At 71.4% G+C, this 15,775-nt stretch carries 14 protein-coding genes; 6 read left to right on the top strand and 8 right to left on the bottom strand.

The genetic code is table 11. From position 1 onward, the window contains the following. Nucleotides 1–155 precede the first annotated feature (155 nt). On the bottom strand, nucleotides 156–1,655 hold the full coding sequence (locus tag ACWDR3_RS29355; RefSeq protein WP_450355586.1) for an SCO1417 family MocR-like transcription factor: 1,500 nt from the start codon (nucleotides 1,653–1,655) through the stop codon (nucleotides 156–158). Between the two features lie 99 nt (nucleotides 1,656–1,754). On the opposite strand from ACWDR3_RS29355, the gene yczE reads away from it, so the two are divergent. The 4 genes from yczE (at nucleotide 1,755) to ACWDR3_RS29335 (ending at nucleotide 5,207) form a co-directional block, all read left to right on the top strand. Continuing rightward, nucleotides 1,755–2,408 (top strand): membrane protein YczE, encoded by a 654-nt coding sequence (gene yczE, locus ACWDR3_RS29350; protein WP_450355585.1) that lies wholly within the window; start codon nucleotides 1,755–1,757, stop codon nucleotides 2,406–2,408. Continuing rightward, nucleotides 2,405–3,172 carry a glycerophosphodiester phosphodiesterase gene (locus tag ACWDR3_RS29345; protein ID WP_450355584.1) on the top strand — a complete coding sequence of 256 codons (768 nt, stop codon included), beginning with the start codon at nucleotides 2,405–2,407 and terminating at the stop codon, nucleotides 3,170–3,172. The genes yczE and ACWDR3_RS29345 overlap by 4 nt, the downstream gene beginning before the upstream one ends. A gap of 55 nt (nucleotides 3,173–3,227) precedes the next feature. Beyond that, entirely contained in the window at nucleotides 3,228–4,565 is a 1,338-nt protein-coding gene (locus ACWDR3_RS29340) for an MFS transporter (protein ID WP_450355583.1), read from the top strand. Nucleotides 4,566–4,832: 267 nt separating this feature from the next. Further along, nucleotides 4,833–5,207, top strand: coding sequence for an RNA polymerase-binding protein RbpA (locus tag ACWDR3_RS29335; protein ID WP_003977404.1), 375 nt, complete (start codon nucleotides 4,833–4,835; stop codon nucleotides 5,205–5,207). Nucleotides 5,208–5,427: 220 nt separating this feature from the next. Here the strand turns inward: ACWDR3_RS29335 and fxsA are convergent, their stop codons facing one another. From fxsA to ACWDR3_RS29315, 4 genes are all read right to left on the bottom strand, one after another. Continuing rightward, the gene (gene fxsA, locus ACWDR3_RS29330) at nucleotides 5,428–5,988 is read right to left on the bottom strand and encodes an FxsA family membrane protein (protein WP_450355582.1); all 561 of its coding nucleotides are present in this window, start codon (nucleotides 5,986–5,988) and stop codon (nucleotides 5,428–5,430) included. Between the two features lie 100 nt (nucleotides 5,989–6,088). Continuing rightward, nucleotides 6,089–6,886, bottom strand: coding sequence for a polyprenol monophosphomannose synthase (locus tag ACWDR3_RS29325; protein WP_450355581.1), 798 nt, complete (start codon nucleotides 6,884–6,886; stop codon nucleotides 6,089–6,091). 555 nt (nucleotides 6,887–7,441) lie between these two features. Next, nucleotides 7,442–9,043, bottom strand: coding sequence for an amidohydrolase (locus ACWDR3_RS29320; protein WP_450355580.1), 1,602 nt, complete (start codon nucleotides 9,041–9,043; stop codon nucleotides 7,442–7,444). Between the two features lie 91 nt (nucleotides 9,044–9,134). After that, complete coding sequence (locus ACWDR3_RS29315) at nucleotides 9,135–9,575, bottom strand: Lrp/AsnC family transcriptional regulator (RefSeq protein ID WP_124002917.1); 441 nt, start codon at nucleotides 9,573–9,575, stop codon at nucleotides 9,135–9,137. Nucleotides 9,576–9,842: 267 nt separating this feature from the next. On the opposite strand from ACWDR3_RS29315, the gene ACWDR3_RS29310 reads away from it, so the two are divergent. Further along, nucleotides 9,843–10,289, top strand: coding sequence for a hypothetical protein (locus ACWDR3_RS29310; RefSeq protein WP_450355579.1), 447 nt, complete (start codon nucleotides 9,843–9,845; stop codon nucleotides 10,287–10,289). Between the two features lie 17 nt (nucleotides 10,290–10,306). Here the strand turns inward: ACWDR3_RS29310 and ACWDR3_RS29305 are convergent, their stop codons facing one another. The 3 genes from ACWDR3_RS29305 to ACWDR3_RS29295 all read right to left on the bottom strand — a co-directional run bounded on the left by ACWDR3_RS29305 (nucleotide 10,307) and on the right by ACWDR3_RS29295 (nucleotide 14,163). Continuing rightward, nucleotides 10,307–11,401 (bottom strand): phosphotransferase family protein, encoded by a 1,095-nt coding sequence (locus tag ACWDR3_RS29305; RefSeq protein ID WP_450355578.1) that lies wholly within the window; start codon nucleotides 11,399–11,401, stop codon nucleotides 10,307–10,309. An 11-nt stretch (nucleotides 11,402–11,412) separates the two neighbouring features. Continuing rightward, a complete protein-coding gene (locus ACWDR3_RS29300; protein ID WP_450355577.1) occupies nucleotides 11,413–12,513 on the bottom strand; it encodes a hypothetical protein in 1,101 nt (366 codons plus the stop codon). Between the two features lie 477 nt (nucleotides 12,514–12,990). Next, a complete protein-coding gene (locus tag ACWDR3_RS29295) occupies nucleotides 12,991–14,163 on the bottom strand; it encodes an acyl-CoA dehydrogenase family protein (RefSeq protein WP_450355576.1) in 1,173 nt (390 codons plus the stop codon). 360 nt (nucleotides 14,164–14,523) lie between these two features. Between ACWDR3_RS29295 and ACWDR3_RS29290 the strand changes: the two genes are divergently transcribed. Then, nucleotides 14,524–15,765: a glycoside hydrolase family 18 protein gene (locus tag ACWDR3_RS29290; protein WP_450355575.1), complete on the top strand. Its 1,242-nt coding sequence runs from the start codon at nucleotides 14,524–14,526 to the stop codon at nucleotides 15,763–15,765. The last annotated feature ends 10 nt before the right edge of the window (nucleotides 15,766–15,775 follow it).

The following is a 15,775-nucleotide window of genomic DNA, read 5'->3' as shown; positions in this document are numbered from 1 at the left end:
TGTTGTTGTGAGTTGTGTTATTATGATATGCCAAGGTGCCGACGGTCGGGGAGCCCGGTCCCGGGGTGTTTAGGGCGAGGGTGGGGTCGATGCGGATCGTCGGTCGGAGCCCCGGGTGACTCTCGGTCACCCGGGGCTCCGCCGTTTCACGCGTCCTACGCCACGAACGTGCGGGGCGCCTCGCCCGTCCCGGTGCCCCCGCTCTCCACCAGCTTCGCCGCGGCGGCGAGCCGTGTCGCCGCTTCCTCCGCCACCGCGCCCCCCACGGTGAACGGCAGTCGCACATACCCCTCGAAGGCGCCGTCGACCCCGAACCGCGGCCCCGACGGCACCCGTACCCCGACCCGCTCCCCCGCCTCGGCGATCCGCGAGCCCGACAGCCCCCCGGTCCGCACCCACAGGGTGAGCCCGCCCCGGGGCACCTCGAACTCCCAGCCGGGCAGTTCCCGCCGTACCGCCGCGACCAGGGCGTCCCGGTTCTCCCGCGCCTGAGCGCGCCGCACCTGCACGGCCTGCTCCCAACCGCCGGTACCGAACAGCCAGTTGACGGCCAGCTGCTCCAGCACCGGCGTGCCCAGGTCGGCGTAGGCGCGGGCGGAGACCAGGCTGCGGATCACGTCCGGCGCGGCACGCACCCAGCCGATGCGCAGGCCCGCCCAGAAGGCCTTGCTGGCCGAGCCGACGGTGATCACCGCGGACCCGGCGGGGTCGAAGGCGCAGACGGGCCGCGGCATCTCGACGTCGTCGTCCAGCCACAGCTCGGTCATCGTCTCGTCGGCGATCAGCACCGTCCCCGCGGAGCGGGCCGCCTCCACGAGCTTGCGGCGCTGGTCGTCGTCGGCGAGCGCGCCGGTCGGGTTGTGGAAGTCGGCGACGATGTACGCGATGCGCGGCGCGGCCTCGCGCAGCACCTGCCGCCATCGGTCCAGGTCCCAGCCGGACAGCCCCTCGGCCATCGCGACCGGCACCAGACGCGCCCCCGCCTCCCGCATCAACTGAAGGATGTTGGCGTACGACGGCGACTCGACGGCGACGCGCTCGCCACGGCCCGCGAAGAGGTGGCAGATCGCGTCGATGGCGCCCATGGCACCAGTGGTGACCATGATCTGCTCGGGCATCGTCGGGATCCCGCGCGCGGTGTACCGGTCGGCGATCATCGCGCGCAGCGCGGGCAGCCCGGCGGGGTAGTCGCCGTGCGTGTGGGCGTACGGCGGCAGCTCCTCAAGGGCGCCCTGGACGGCCCGAGTCAGCCACGGCTCGGGGGCGGGCAGGGCCGCGCAGCCCAGGTCGATGAGGGAGCCGAGCGCCTCGGGCGGCAGCGGCTCAAGACCGCGCGCGGGGAGCGGGTTTCCGGCGGGCACGGCGGTCCAACTGCCCGCGCCGCGCCGGGACTCCAGGAACCCCTCGGCGCGCAACGCCTCGTAGGCCGCCGCGACCGTCGTACGACTGACGGACAGGGCCAGCGCCAGCTCGCGCTCGGCGGGCAGCCGGGCGGCCACCGGCACCCGGCCCTCAAGCACCAGCAGCCGTACGCCGTCGGCGAGCGACCGGTAGGCCGGCGGCCGGCGGGTGCCGGGGCCCGCGGGGCGGTCCTGCTGGGAGTTGAGCAGCCGGGCGAGCTGGGCCGCGCCCATCGCCGAGGTCCACTGCGCCATGGAAACCAGTCCACCTTCCTCGAATTGGCCATGGATGATGTCCCCACCCAAGCCACAGGGTGACACGAAGCAGGCCACTAGGACCACTGGAGGATCCCCTTGTCCACGAAGAGCCGTCTCCCGAGACGGTTGATCCAGCTGTACGTCGGGCTCGTCCTGTACGGAGTCAGCTCCGCGCTTCTCGTGGTGGCGGGCCTGGGGCTCGAACCCTGGAACGTGCTGCACCAGGGCCTCGCCGAGCTCACCGGGCTGACGATCGGCGTGGTGTCGATCATCATCGGCGCGGCCGTGCTGCTCCTGTGGATCCCGCTGCGCCAGCGACCGGGCCTCGGCACGGTCTCCAACGTCTTCGTGGTCGGCCTCGCCATGGATGGCACGCTCGCCCTCGTCCCCGAGGCGCACTCCCTGGCCGTACGGATCCCCCTGATGCTCACGGCCGTCCTGCTCAACGGCGCGGCCACCGGCCTCTACATCGCCGCCCGCCTCGGCCCGGGCCCGCGGGACGGCCTGATGACCGGACTGCACCGGCGTACCGGCCGCTCGATCCGGCTGCTGCGGACGGCGATCGAGATCGTGGTCGTGGCGACCGGCTTCGCCCTCGGCGGCACCGTCGGCGTCGGCACGCTCCTGTACGCGGTGTCGATCGGACCGCTGGCCCAGCTCTTCCTGCGGGTGTTCGACGTCCCCTCGGCATCGGGCGGCAGCACGGTCGTTGCCGGCGTGCAACCGCGGCGCGCGATACTGCGTCGGTGAGCACGCCGATACGCCACCCCTACCTCGACCACCCCGGCCCCATCCCCTTCGCCCACCGGGGCGGGGCGGCGGACGGTCTGGAGAACACCGCGCTGCAGTTCCGGCGGGCGGTGAAGGCGGGCTACCGCTATCTGGAGACCGACGTACACGCCACGGCGGACGGCAAGCTGGTCGCCTTCCACGACGCGACGCTGGACCGGGTGACCGACGGCGGCGGACGCATAGGCGACCTGATGTGGAAGGACGTCAGCCACGCGCGCGTGGCGGGCAAGGAACCCGTGCCGCTCTTCGAGGAGCTCCTGGAGGAGTTCCCGGAGGCGCGCTGGAACGTGGACCTCAAGGCCGAGGCCTCGCTGCACCCCTTCCTGGAGCTGATCGAGCGCACGAACACCTGGGACCGCGTCTGCGTCGGCTCCTTCTCCGAGGCGCGCGTGATCCGCGCCCAGCGGCTGGCCGGACCCCGCCTGGCGACGTCGTACGGCACGCGCGGGGTGCTCAATCTGCGGCTGCGCTCCTGGGGCGTCCCCGCCGCGCTGCGCCGCTCCGCGATCGCCGCCCAGGTGCCCGAGGCCCAGTCGGGCATCCAGGTCGTCGACCGGCGCTTCGTACGCGCCGCCCACGCGCGCGGGCTGCAGGTGCACGTGTGGACCATCAACGAACCCGATCGCATGCACCGGCTCCTGGACCTGGGGGTGGATGGCATCATGACCGATCACATCGACACGTTGCGCAAGGTCATGGAAGAGCGTGGCGTCTGGGCCTGAGGCCCCGGACCACCCCGCCGAGCCTTCGCACCTCAGCGGGGAAGCGAGGGCACGGGTGAGCGCCGACACCGTGCGGGCGGAAGCCTTCGACCGGCAGCGCGAGCAGCGCGGCTGGTACTTCTACGACTGGGCCTGCTCGGTCTACTCGACCAGCGTGCTCACCGTGTTCCTCGGCCCCTATCTGACGTCGGTCGCCAAGGACGCGGCGGACGCGGACGGGTTCGTGCATCCGCTGGGGATACCGGTGCGCGCCGGGTCCTTCTTCGCGTACTCGGTGTCCTTGTCGGTGATCGTGGCCGTGCTGGTGATGCCCCTGGTGGGCGCGGCGGCCGACCGCTCGGGCCGCAAGAAGCCGCTGCTCGGGGTGGCGGCCTACGTGGGCGCCGCGGCGACGACCGGCATGTTCTTCCTGGGCGGCGACCGCTATCTGCTCGGGGGCCTGCTGCTGATCGTCGCGAACGCCGCGCAGTCGGTGGCGATGATGCTCTACAACTCCTACCTGCCCCAGATCGCGCCGCCCGAGGAGCGCGACGCGGTCTCCTCCCGGGGCTGGGCCTTCGGCTACGCGGCCGGATCGTTGGTCCTGATCGCCAACCTGGTGCTCTATCTGGCGCACGACACCTTCGGCGTCTCCGAGACCACGGCCGTCCGCATCTGCCTGGCCTCGGCCGGCCTGTGGTGGGGCGCCTTCACGCTGATCCCGTTGAGCCGGCTGCGCGACCGCCGCACCGGACCGCGGACCGAACCGACCGCCCCGGGATTCCGCCAACTGGCCGCGACGATCCGCCACATGCGCCGCCACCCACTCACCCTCTCCTTCCTGCTCGCCTACCTCGTCTACAACGACGGCGTCCAGACGGTGATCTCCCAGGCCTCGGTCTACGGCTCCGAGGAACTCGGCCTCGGCCAGTCCACGCTCATCGCCGCGGTCCTGCTCGTCCAGGTGCTCGCGGTGGCGGGCGCGCTGGGCATGGGGCGACTCGCCCGGACGTACGGCGCCAAGCGCACGATCCTCGGCTCGCTGGTGGCGTGGACGGTGACGCTGGCAGCCGGGTACTTCCTGCCGGCCGGCGCGCCGGTGTGGTTCTTCGTCCTCGCGTCCGGCGTCGGCCTCGTCCTGGGCGGCAGCCAGGCCCTGTCCCGCTCCCTGTTCTCCCATCTCGTCCCGCCCGGCAAGGAGGCCGAGTACTTCTCGGCGTACGAGATGAGCGACAGGGGCATGAGCTGGTTGGGCCCACTTCTGTTCGGGATCACCTACCAGCTGACAGGAAGTTATCGCGACGCGATCATCTCCCTGGTGGCCTTCTTCGTCATCGGGTTCGTGCTGCTCGCACGGGTTCCGGTGCGGCAGGCGATCAGCGACGCGGGCAATCCTGTTCCCGAGAGGATTTAGCGTTCGACGCGAAAGGGCGGTAGTGTACGCGTTTGGCCTGCCAGGCGTACCGTTACTGCGCGTCAAAGATGCCGAAACGCTGGGTGACATCTGCTAGCAGATGTGACAAACAGGGCACTGGTGGGTACAACAAGGGGCGACTACGACGGTGACGCATGACCCGGAACGGGACCCGGAACGGGAATCTTTACCGCCGACCGGACGTTGACCGGATGACGACGACAGCGACACCTGTCCTGTGGGCGACAAGCCCGGGAGGCACGATTCATGAGTGAGCGAGCTCTTCGCGGCACGCGCCTCGTGGTGACCAGCTACGAGACGGACCGCGGCATCGACCTGGCCCCGCGCCAGGCCGTGGAGTACGCATGCGAGAAGGGGCACCGCTTCGAGATGCCCTTCTCGGTCGAGGCGGAGATCCCGCCGGAGTGGGAGTGCAAGGTCTGCGGGGCCCAAGCTCTCCTCGTTGACGGCGACGGCCCTGAAGAGAAGAAGGCCAAGCCCGCGCGTACGCACTGGGACATGCTGATGGAACGGCGCACCCGAGAGGAGCTCGAAGAGGTCCTCGAGGAGCGTCTGGCCGTTCTCCGCTCCGGCGCGATGAATATCGCGGTACACCCCAGGGACAGCCGCAAGTCGGCGTAGTCCCTACGGGGTTTGAGCGGGGAACACAACGCGCACGTAACCGCGGGCGCCGTACGTGAAGTCTGCGTACGGCGCCCGCGGTTTTGTGCTGAGTGCGGCTGGTGACTTTGGTGCGGCCGAGTGGGGGTTGCGGTCCCTGGGGGCTGCGCCCCCAGACCCCCGTCGGCCCCAGAGGGCCTCGTCCTCAAACGCCGGACGGGCTGAAAAAATACAAGTGCCCTCAGCCGGTCAGCGGGTGCCTCGGGCCCTGCTCCGGCGGGGTGTCGTCCCGGTCGTCGCGGATGACCTCTCCCTGGACCACCTTGCCGTCGGGGCGGTGGATGCGGGCCTGTGTGAAGGCGTCGCCCAGACCTCCCGCACCGGCCGCGCTCAGCTTGCGTTCGACCGTGCGCTCCGCCAGGCGGCTCAGGGCCTTCTGGACCGGGGGGATCAGCAGGAGCAGGCCCACCGCGTCCGAGATCAGGCCGGGGATCATCAGGAGCAGGCCGCCGAGCATCATCAGGCCGTTGCCGCCGCCGCTCGCCGGAGGCGTGCCGCGCTGGACGGCCTCGTTCAGGTTCTGGAAGGCCCGGCGGCCCGCCTTCTTGATCACCGCGGAGCCGACCACGAAGCCGGCGACCAGCAGCAGGAAGACGGTGAAGCCGCTGGAGGCGCCCGCTACCACGGTCAGCAGCCAGATCTCCAGCACCAGCCAGGCGGCGACGCCCAGCGGCAGGTAGGTCCGCAGCCGCGAGCGCCGGGGCCGGGCCGGATGGATGGGGGTCTGCGCACCAGTCGTCATGCATCCAGTGTGCCTGGACCCGGCTCAGTACGGGATAAGGGGATGATCAACAGAGCCTGTGAAGCCGTACGCCGTGCTTACCTGCCCGGTCGCAGGGCCGTCAGGGCTGCTTCTTGTCGCGTCCCAGCACCTTGCCGACCCGCTCCGTCGCGCCCCACGCGGTGACGCGCCACAGCGCCTCCACGAGGATGTCCCGGCTCATCTTGGAGTCGCCCAGCTCGCGCTCCACGAACGTGATGGGCACCTCGACGACGTGGTAGCCGGCCTTGACCGAGCGGCGGGCCAGGTCGACCTGGAAGCAGTAGCCCTGGGAGGAGACCTCGTCGAGGCCGAGGCCTTCGAGGGTCTCGCGGCGGAAGGCGCGGTAGCCGCCGGTGATGTCGCGCAGCGGCAGGTCGAGGGCGAGCCGGGAGTACAGGCTGCCGCCGCGGGAGATGGCCTCGCGGCTCTTGGGCCAGTTCACGACCCGGCCGCCCGGCACCCAGCGGGAGCCGAGCACGAGGTCGGCGCCCTTGAGGGCGGTGAGCAGCCGGGGCAGCTCCTCGGGCTGGTGGGAGCCGTCGGCGTCCATCTCGATCAGCACGCCGTAACCGTTGTCCAGACCCCAGCGGAAGCCCGCGAGGTAGGCGGCGCCGAGGCCTTCCTTGCCCTTGCGGTGCAGCACCTGGACCTGGTCGTCCTCGACGGCCAGTTCGTCGGCGAGCTTGCCGGTGCCGTCGGGGCTGTTGTCGTCGGCCACGAGGACGTGCGCCTCGGGGACGGCGGCACGCACCCGGCCGACGATCGACTTGATGTTCTCCGCCTCGTTGTAGGTCGGGATGATCACCAAGGCGGTGCCGAGCGGCCCGAACTGCCTCCCCCGGTCCGATGCCGCGAGGGTCCCGTCGCCGTCGTTCACTGCTGCCCCTTCGTGTCCGTACGCAGACATCCACCATAGTGGCCGCCGCCTGCGATGACGTGACAGAAGGTTCGTATGGTGGTGTCGTTTCCACAAGAGCGGGGTAAGCATGGGCCTTTAGGGTTTTTTGTCTCCTGTGGATTCGCTGCGTACTGCGGATGGGGGCCCGGCGCCCTTCGGGCCGACCTGGGACCCGCTGGCTGCGGGTCGACCGAAAGCCGTTGTCTACTGAGCGTCCGGGCCCCACCCGGGTCACACCTCCCCGACCGGCCGGAACGTTCCCTCGCTGCGGCGCGGGCACTGAGCCTGGCTCCCAGTGGCGGTGCCCCGGTGCGGCACACCGTCCCTGACCCAGCGGCGCCGCGACGAGTGCGCGGACGTTCCCCGGTCGGGCGTCCGGTGGTGGACTCGGCCGAACCTACCGGCCCGTTGCCGCCGCCTGTCAACAGCCGTCTGACCTGCTGTTACTTCGCTGATGGCCTGGTCAGGGCAGAGGATGCGCAGGTCGCGCGTCGAGGCGGCGGCCCAAGATCCGAGCCGCGCCACCCCGGGAGATCACTCGCCCGGCCCTACGAACACCGTCCGCCCGCCGACCACCGTGCGCAGGCATACGGGGAGGTCGTGCCCCGGGGTCAGGTCGGGCAGGCCGGGAGTGCCCGAGCGGGGGTCGGTGGACCAGCGGGCCACCCGGTCGTCCGGGGCCTGCACGACCAGCTCGTCGGTGCGCCACACGGCGTAGTCCGCGGGCGCGCCCGGCACCAGGACGCCCGCGTCGTCGCGCCCGACGGCCCGCCAGCCGCCCCGCGTGTGCGCCGTGAACGCGGCGCGCACCGAGACCCGGTGCTCCGGCGTGCGGTGGAAGGCGGCGGCGCGGACCGTGCCCCACGGGTCGAGAGGGGTGACCGGGCTGTCGGAGCCGAAGGCGAGCGGGACGCCAGCGCGCAGGAGGGCCGCGTAGGGGTTCAGGGCGCGCGCCCGTTCGGCGCCCAGGCGCTGGGCGTACATGCCGTCCGCGCCGCCCCACAGGGCGTCGAAGGCGGGCTGCACGGAGGCGGTGAGGCCGAGTTCGGCGAAGCCGGCGATCGTCTCGGGGGTGAGCAGTTCGGCGTGCTCGACGCGGTGGCGGGCGGCGCGGATGCGGGCGAGGCCGACCTTCTCGGCGGCCGCTCGGACACCCTCGACGACGGCGGTCAGGGCGCCGTCACCGATCGCGTGGAAGCCCGCCTGTAGGCCCGCCTCGGTGCAGGCGACGACATGGGCGGCGACGGCGTCCGCGTCCAGGTACCCGGTGCCCGTGTGGTCGGCGTCGGTGTACGGCTGGTGCAGACAGGCCGTGTGCGAGCCCAGGGAGCCGTCCACGAAGAGGTCGCCGGCCGCACCGGTCGCGCCGAGCGCACGCGCCTTCTCGACGTCCTGCTCGGCCCAGTAGCCGACGACCCGCGGTCCCGCCTCCTCGGCGGCGAGCCGGAGCAGGCCGGTGAAGTCGTCCTCGGAGGAGATGTCCGGCCCGGCGCACTCGTGGACCGAGCCGATGCCGAGGGAGGCCGCGTGGGCGAGGGCCGCGCGCTGGGCCTCGGCGCGCTGGGCCGGGGTGACGGCGGCGAGCGCGGCCGCGCGGACGGCGTGGTGGGCGTCGCCGGTGAGCGGGGCGTCGGGCGCGTCCAGACCGGGGGTGAGGGCGAGCAGGGCGGTGGTCACGACCGCCGAGTGGACGTCGATCCGGCTGAGGTAGAGCGGGCGGCCGCCGGTCGCCTCGTCGAGTTCGGCGCGGGTCGGGGGACGGCCGCCGGGCCAGCGGGCCGCGTCCCAGCCGTGGCCGCGCAGGACGCGGTCGTCGGGGCGGGCGGCGGCGAAGTCCCGTACGCGAACGAGGGCTGCCTCCAGCGAGGGCGCGTCGGACAGGTCGAGGCCGGTGAGGGCCAGGCCGGTCGCCGTGGTGTGCACGTGGGCGTCCGTGAAGGCCGAGGTGACCAGGGCGCCGTCCAGGTCCACGATCTCGTCGACGCCGTCCGCGAAGGCGTCGGCGGCTCCCTCCGAGCCGACCCAGGCCACCTGGCCGCGCTCCACGACCATCGCGGTCGCGAAGGGATCGGCGGGGCTGTGGACCTCGCCACGGCGGAGCAGGACGGTCCGGTGCGGGTCGGTGCGCTCACTCATGGGGAACAGTCTCGCGCCTCGGTGGGGCGCCGTTGCACGCAGGTCACCCGTTGCTCGGCGACCGGGAAGGCAGACCTGCGACGGGCGACTGTCAGATGCGCGGCGGACGTGCCTCGTACGGCGTCGACAGGACCACTGTCGTCCGGGTCGAGACGCCGGCCAGTGAGCGCAGGCGGGCGAGCAGTTCCTCGAGTTCGTGCGGGGTGGAGACGCGGACCTTGAGGATGTAGTTCTCGTCGCCGGCGACGCTGTGGCAGGCCTCGATCTCGGGGACGCCGGAGAGGCGGTCCGCGATGTCGTCGGGGGCGCTGGGGTCGAACGGTTTCACCGAGATGAAGGCGGTCATCGGCAGCCCGACGGCCTCGGGGTCGACGACCGCCGCGTACCCGCGGATGACGCCCCGCTGTTCCAGCCGCCGCACCCGCTGGTGCACGGCCGACGTGGACAGGCCCGTGGCCTTGCCCAGGTCGGTGTAGCTCATCCGCCCGTCCTTGACGAGCAGCTGCACGATTTGTCGGTCCAGCTCCTCCATGGCGCAAGAACCTACAGTGCCGTTGATCTCCTCGGATAGCCGAGCGGCGCAGGTCATACCCGGTTCGTGATGTGGCCGAGAGCGGCCTGTGAGCCGCCCGAGGGACAAAACGGCCGCGTCGGGCACCTGCGGACAGCATGTGACGAACACCACAGTCGTCGGGGATTCTCCGTGATGGTCTCGTGATTACCGCCGAGACGGCGCGGGAAGTGCTTGCTGTGGTCGAGGCCGCAGCGCCTTCACGGCCCAGCCCTAGGGGGAGAACCTATGCAGAGTCTTAAGCGCCCTGGTCGTACCGCGCCCAAGCGCCTCCAGTCGGTCGTCGAGGCCGATCCGGAGGGCGTCGAAGCCGACGACTACGACGTGGACGAGCTCGACGCGTACGAGACGTTCGAGACGTTCGAGATGTACCGGGTGGTCTGCCCGGACTGCGTGCAGCCCATCGCGCTGCTGGCGGACGAGGAGGTCCTGCCGGAGCACGCGCTGTGCGCCTCGCCGTGGAACCCCTTCGGTCTGACGGTCTGTACCGGTACCGGCCGCAGCGCGGCCGACGCGCCCTCCGCCGACGAGTCGGCCGAGCCCCAGGAGCAGGACACGGCCCTGCTGTTGACGCTCCCTCAGGGACTCGACTGGCGCACCCAGCCCTTCTCGCACGTCGGCGGCGCGGGCTCACGCCCGATGCGCGTGCCGGTGATGCGCCGCCAGGCCGCCTGACTCTCTCGCCGCCTCGCTCAATCCCAGTAACTGCCCTGCACCATGGCCCGCAGGCTGCCGTGGTGCAGGATCAGTGTGTCCGGGTCCGCCGGGACGGCCACCTCTCCGAAGTGCACCTGGCGGTAGGCGATGCGCAGCATGACGATCGCGTGCCGCAGTGCCGCGTACAGGGTGTAGAAGTCCATGTCGCGGGGTGTGTGAGCGGTGAGTTGCGCATAGCGGGCCTCGACGCGGTCTCGGCGCAGGAAGTCCGGCAGGCCGGGCTGTCCGAAGGCCGCGGTCAGGTCCTGGAAGAAGCGGTGCAGATAGACGGTCCAGCCGAGGTCGACCTCGCGCGGGGCCAGGGCCGCCATCTCCCAGTCCAGGACGGCCACGGGGTCGAATCCGTCGTAGATGACGTTCCCGATGCGTGCGTCGCCCCAGTTGAACACCGGCGGGCCGGGGTCCCGGGGCCACTGCTCCTCCAACCGGTCGAAGGCGGCCTCGATGAGGGGTGAGCGGGCGACTCCGGCCACCACCCAGTCGTAGTAGGCGCGTTGAGCCGTGACGTGGCGGCGCAGGGAGTCGCCTTCACCGGGGAGTGCGAGGAACTCGGCCTCCCCGACCGGGACTTGGTCGTGCAGGCGGGCCAACAGGCCTACCGACACCGCCTCCAGGTGCTCGCGCTCGGCGTCGGTGGCCGCGTGCAGCCAGTTGCCCTCGTACGTGTAGGGCATGACGTCCGGTGGGACGCGCCCTTCGACCCGCTCCATGACGAAGAACGGCGCCCCGAGCGGACCCGGGTCCTCCTCCAGCCAGCGCACTTTCGGCACCGGCAGATCGGAGTGCTCGGCCACCAGGCGCATCGTGCGGTACTGGCGGGGCAGGTCGTAGACCGGGAAGACGGTGTACGCCCCCGGGTCGGCGGCCAGCCTCAACGCGCAGGCGGTGAAGGGCGGTTCGGGGTGTTCGATGTCGAAGAGCAGGGTCTCGCTGGACATGCCGTTCGAGGCGGGGACGGTGACCCCGGTCGCCTTGGCGCCGGGCAGCCGGGTGTCGAGCCAGGCAGTGAGACGGCGGGCGATGTCCTGCGGGTCGCGAGTGCTGGTACGCGGACGCGGTGCCGTGGCCATGGGCAACCCCCTTATGGAGCGACCGAGTTGAAGTCCGTGAATCCGCTCGGGTCGTGCCGCCCGAACGAGCCGTGCTCGAAGATTCCGTGGCCGACCCGGCCGTCCAGCCGGAAACGGGCCGCGTGATCGGTGACTCCGTAGCCCGCGAGCGGGTGGGCCTCGGTGAGGTCGTAGGTGCGTCGGTCGGTCCAGCCGCGGCCCTGCCAGGTGCCGTGCTGCCAGTCGTCGGCGGGCGGGTAGCCGGCGCCTAGGGCGAGGGGCGAGGAGGTGAGGATCTCCACCTCCAGCTCCTGCGGTTTGCGCGGGTCGCCGAGGTGGACGAGGGCGCGTTCGGGGTGGCGGGTGCCGGAGCGGTAGGTGATCTCCGGTTGCGGCCAGCCGAGTTGGCGGTCGCGGTGGCCCGGGCGGACGAGGGTCGCGTCGTTCAGCGTGCGGTAGCCGTCCGCGTCCTCCTGGACGATCACCATCAGGAACCGGTCCTCCAAGCGGACCGGGCACCAGACCCAGTGGAAGCCCTCGGTCGGATACTCCTCGGCGAGCCGGCCGCCCTCCTCCCCGGGTATCGGCCGCACCCCCCAACTGCGGTCGCGGGTACCGGTCCACTCCCCCGCGGTGACCCGGAACTCCTCCCCTCCGGCCCGCACGAACCCCTCCACGCTCCCCGCCTGCACGAAGCGCCGCCCCTCCAACGTGAGCCGGTCGCCCCGGCGTTGGAGGTGATGGGGTTCCCAGAGCGCGGGGAAGTCGGCAGTCCAGGTGAGGTCGTACGACAGTGAGTCGTCCCGGGAGACGAGCCGCAGTCGGCCGAGCGGCTCCTGGACCTCGATGCGGAGCGGGCCCACTTCGAGCCGCATGCGGTCCTCGCCGAGGGCGTCGGAGGCGCGGACCGCGTGCAGGGTGTCGCCGGTGCGCAGGGTGGCGTAGGCGTCGATCACGCCGACGTTCGGGTACACCCCGAGGCCCAGGATCAGCAGGGCCCGGCCCTCGTGGTCGAGGACGTGGAAGATGCAGCGGTCGTAGGCGTTCCGGTCGCCCGTCGCCATGTGCTTCATGGAGAGGGGCACCTGGTGCACGGGGTACTCGTCGAGCGGTACGGGGCGGTCGTCGGCCACGCCAAACCTCCCTGGAGACGGCTGGGCTGACGGTACGTCAGATGAGCGTGGGTGGCCAGACTCGGTGCGGGCATCGGCGCCGGACCTGGCCATGGGCGGCCGGACGCGGTGCGGGGATCGACACCGGACAGGTCGCGAACTGCGGGGACCGAGGCCCGACGGGCCGCGAACTGCGGGGACCGACGCCCGACGGGTCGCGAACTCACGCTCGATTCCGCGCATCGGTGACCTGTCCGGTCGCCCCGCGTTGCCCTGGTATGACCCCTACGAGCCCCGCCTACCCGGCGACCGAGAGACGGCGTCGCAGCTACGTCCCGGCACCCGCAGGAACGGTTCAGCCCGCGCCGCCGCAGCCTCTGGATCCGCCGATCTACCGGGAGCTGCTGCGCACCTGGGCGGACCGCGGCCGCACGCTGCCGGGGCGGTACGACCCGGAGTGGGTCAGGCTGGCCGCCCCGACGGTCGCCCCGGGTCAGTTCAGCGGGTCTCCGGACCCGCTAGGTGGCGGGCGATGACCATCCGCTGGATCTGGTTGGTGCCCTCGACGATCTGCAGGACCTTGGCCTCGCGCATGTAGCGCTCGGCCGGGAAGTCGGCGGTGTAGCCGTACCCGCCGAGGACCTGGACGGCGTCGATGGTGACCTTCATCGCCGTGTCGGTGCAGTGCAGCTTGGCCATGGCCGCCTGCTTGGCGAACGGCCGTCCCGCGTCCCGCAGTCGCGCCGCCGCCAGGTACAGGGCGCGGCCCGCCTCGATCTGGGTCGCCATGTCGGCGAGCATGAACCGCAGCCCCTGGAAGTCGGCGATGGGCCGCCCGAACTGCTCGCGCCCGGTGGCGTATCCGACCGCCTCGTCGAGAGCCGCCTGGGCGAGGCCGATGGCGCAGGCCGCGATGCCGAGCCGGCCGGAGTCGAGCGAGGCCAGCGCGATCGCGAAGCCCTGCCCCTCCTCGCCGAGCCGCCGCTCGTCGCCGACCCGGACGCCGTCGAAGTGGACCTGCGCGGTGGGCGAGCCCTTCATGCCCATCTTCTTCTCGGGCGCCGCGCCGCTGACACCCTCGGCGTCGGCGGGGACCAGGAAGGCGGTGATGCCCCGGGGGCCCTCCTCGCCGGTGCGGGCCATCACGGTGTAGAAGTCGGCGATGCCGCCGTGCGTGATCCAGGCCTTGGTGCCGGTGATCACCCAGTCGTCGCCGTCCCGGACCGCCTTCGTGCGCAGGGACGCCGCGTCGGAGCCGGAGGAGGGCTCGGAGAGGCAGTAGGCGCCGAGCAGGCCGCCGCCGAGCATCGCGGGGAGGTGTTCGACCTGCTGCTGCTTGGTGCCGTAGGCCGCGAGGGCGTAGCTGGCGAGGGTGTGCACGCTGACGCCGAGGCCGACGGTGAGGCGGGCCGCGGCGAGCTCTTCGAGGACCTGGAGGTAGACCTCGTACGGCTGGTCGCCGCCGCCGTACTCCGCGTCGTAGGGAAGGCCGAGCAGTCCCGACCTCGACAGGAGGGTGAAGACCTCGCGCGGGAAGCGGCCGGAGTCCTCCTCCTGGGCCGCCTTCGGGGCGATCTCGTGCTGCGCGATGTCGCGGACGAGCGAGATCAGCTCCCGGGCCTCGTCCGTGGGCAGTTGCCGGTCCACCGGCTGCGGGGCGCGGTCGGGCATGTCGACGCTCTCCTCCCTGTTTCGGGCACATCGGCGGACGTGCGCCTTGGGTGGACGCGGCGTCGCCGGGTCGTACTCGGTGCCTGGCCGGTGCTCCGCTTCCGGGTCTCGGAAGCTGCTGACCAGCGGCTGTGCGCTGTGAGTATGCCCGATCGGAGGCACCCAGTCACCAGTTAACGACCGCTCACTTCAAGACTATCGCGAGCCGCCGACAAGCCCGGTGACGGACGGAGGCCGCTGCGCGAGATTGGTCCGAACCATTGACCCGACTGGTCTAGTCCTCCTAATGTTCATTGCCAACGCTTTACCGCGTTCATGCCAATCGCCGTGCGTTCCCCTCTCCCCCAGGAGGAGACACCGATGCACCTTCCGCACTTCTCCCGCGCCCCCTTCCGGGCGCTCGTCTCGGCCGCGTGTTGCGCGGTCCTCGGCGCCGGGCTGCTGGCCGGCGCGACCAACGCCACCGCGAAACCGGCCGCGCCCGCGGCGCAGGCCGCCGCCGGATCCAAGGTCGTCGGCTACTTCACGGAATGGGGTACCTACGACCGCAAGTACCTCGCCAAGAACGTCGAGACCTCCGGCTCGGCGGCCAAGCTCACGCACATCAACTACGCCTTCGGCAACGTCACCGGCGGCAAGTGCGCGATGGGCGACGCCTACGCGGCGACGGACCGGACCTACACCGCCGCCGAGTCGGTGGACGGCGTGGCCGACACCTGGGACCAGCCGCTGCGCGGCAACTTCAACCAGCTGCTGAAGCTGAAGAAGAAGCACCCGAACCTCAAGATCCTCTGGTCCTTCGGCGGTTGGACCTGGTCCGGCGGCTTCGGCGAGGCCTCCAAGAACCCGGCCGCGTTCGCCCAGTCCTGCTACGACCTGGTGAAGAACTCCAAGTGGGCCGGTGTCTTCGACGGCATCGACATCGACTGGGAGTACCCGAACTCCTGCGGCCTGTCCTGCGACACCAGCGGGCGTGAGTCCTTCAAGAACCTGATGTCCGCGCTGCGTTCGAAGTTCGGCTCCTCCAGCCTGGTCACCGCGGCCATCACCGCCGACGCCACCGCCGGCGGCAAGATCGACGCGGCGAACTACGCGGGCGCGGCCCAGTACGTCGACTGGTACAACCCGATGACGTACGACTACTTCGGCGCCTGGGACGCGGCGGGACCGACGGCCCCGCACTCCCCGCTGAACTCCTACACGGGCATCCCGAAGGCGAACTACTACACCTCGGCGACCATCAGCAAGCTCCGGGGCCTCGGCATCCCCGCCTCGAAGCTGCTGCTCGGCATCGGCTTCTACGGGCGCGGCTGGACCGGCGTCACGCAGGCGGCGCCCGGTGGCACCGCGACCGGCCCGGCGACGGGCACGTGGGAAGCCGGCATCGACGACTACAAGGTGCTCAAGACCAAGTGCCCGACGACCGGCACCGTGGCGGGCACCGCGTACGCCAAGTGCGGTAACAACTGGTGGAGTTACGACACCCCGGCGACCATCGGCACGAAGATGACGTACAAGAACCAGCAGGGCCTCGGCGGCACCTTCTTCTGGGAGCTGAGCGGGGACACCACGAACGGTGAGCTGATCAAGGCCATCAACTGACCTTCGTCAG

The sequence above is a fragment of the Streptomyces sp. NPDC001002 genome (assembly GCF_053599215.1).
This window is presented reverse-complemented; position numbering and strand designations above follow the sequence as displayed.

Excerpts from the sequence above, each read along its gene's own strand:
- ACWDR3_RS29355 (WP_450355586.1), bottom strand. The coding sequence starts at position 1,655 with ATGGCGCAGTGGACCTCGGCGATGGGCGCGGCCCAGCTCGCCCGGCTG.
- ACWDR3_RS29335 (WP_003977404.1), top strand. The coding sequence starts at position 4,833 with ATGAGTGAGCGAGCTCTTCGCGGCACGCGCCTCGTGGTGACCAGCTAC.
- fxsA (WP_450355582.1), bottom strand. The coding sequence starts at position 5,988 with ATGACGACTGGTGCGCAGACCCCCATCCATCCGGCCCGGCCCCGGCGC.
- ACWDR3_RS29320 (WP_450355580.1), bottom strand. The coding sequence starts at position 9,043 with ATGAGTGAGCGCACCGACCCGCACCGGACCGTCCTGCTCCGCCGTGGC.
- ACWDR3_RS29315 (WP_124002917.1), bottom strand. The coding sequence starts at position 9,575 with ATGGAGGAGCTGGACCGACAAATCGTGCAGCTGCTCGTCAAGGACGGG.
- ACWDR3_RS29310 (WP_450355579.1), top strand. The coding sequence starts at position 9,843 with ATGCAGAGTCTTAAGCGCCCTGGTCGTACCGCGCCCAAGCGCCTCCAG.
- ACWDR3_RS29305 (WP_450355578.1), bottom strand. The coding sequence starts at position 11,401 with ATGGCCACGGCACCGCGTCCGCGTACCAGCACTCGCGACCCGCAGGAC.
- ACWDR3_RS29295 (WP_450355576.1), bottom strand. The coding sequence starts at position 14,163 with ATGCCCGACCGCGCCCCGCAGCCGGTGGACCGGCAACTGCCCACGGAC.
- ACWDR3_RS29290 (WP_450355575.1), top strand. The coding sequence starts at position 14,524 with ATGCACCTTCCGCACTTCTCCCGCGCCCCCTTCCGGGCGCTCGTCTCG.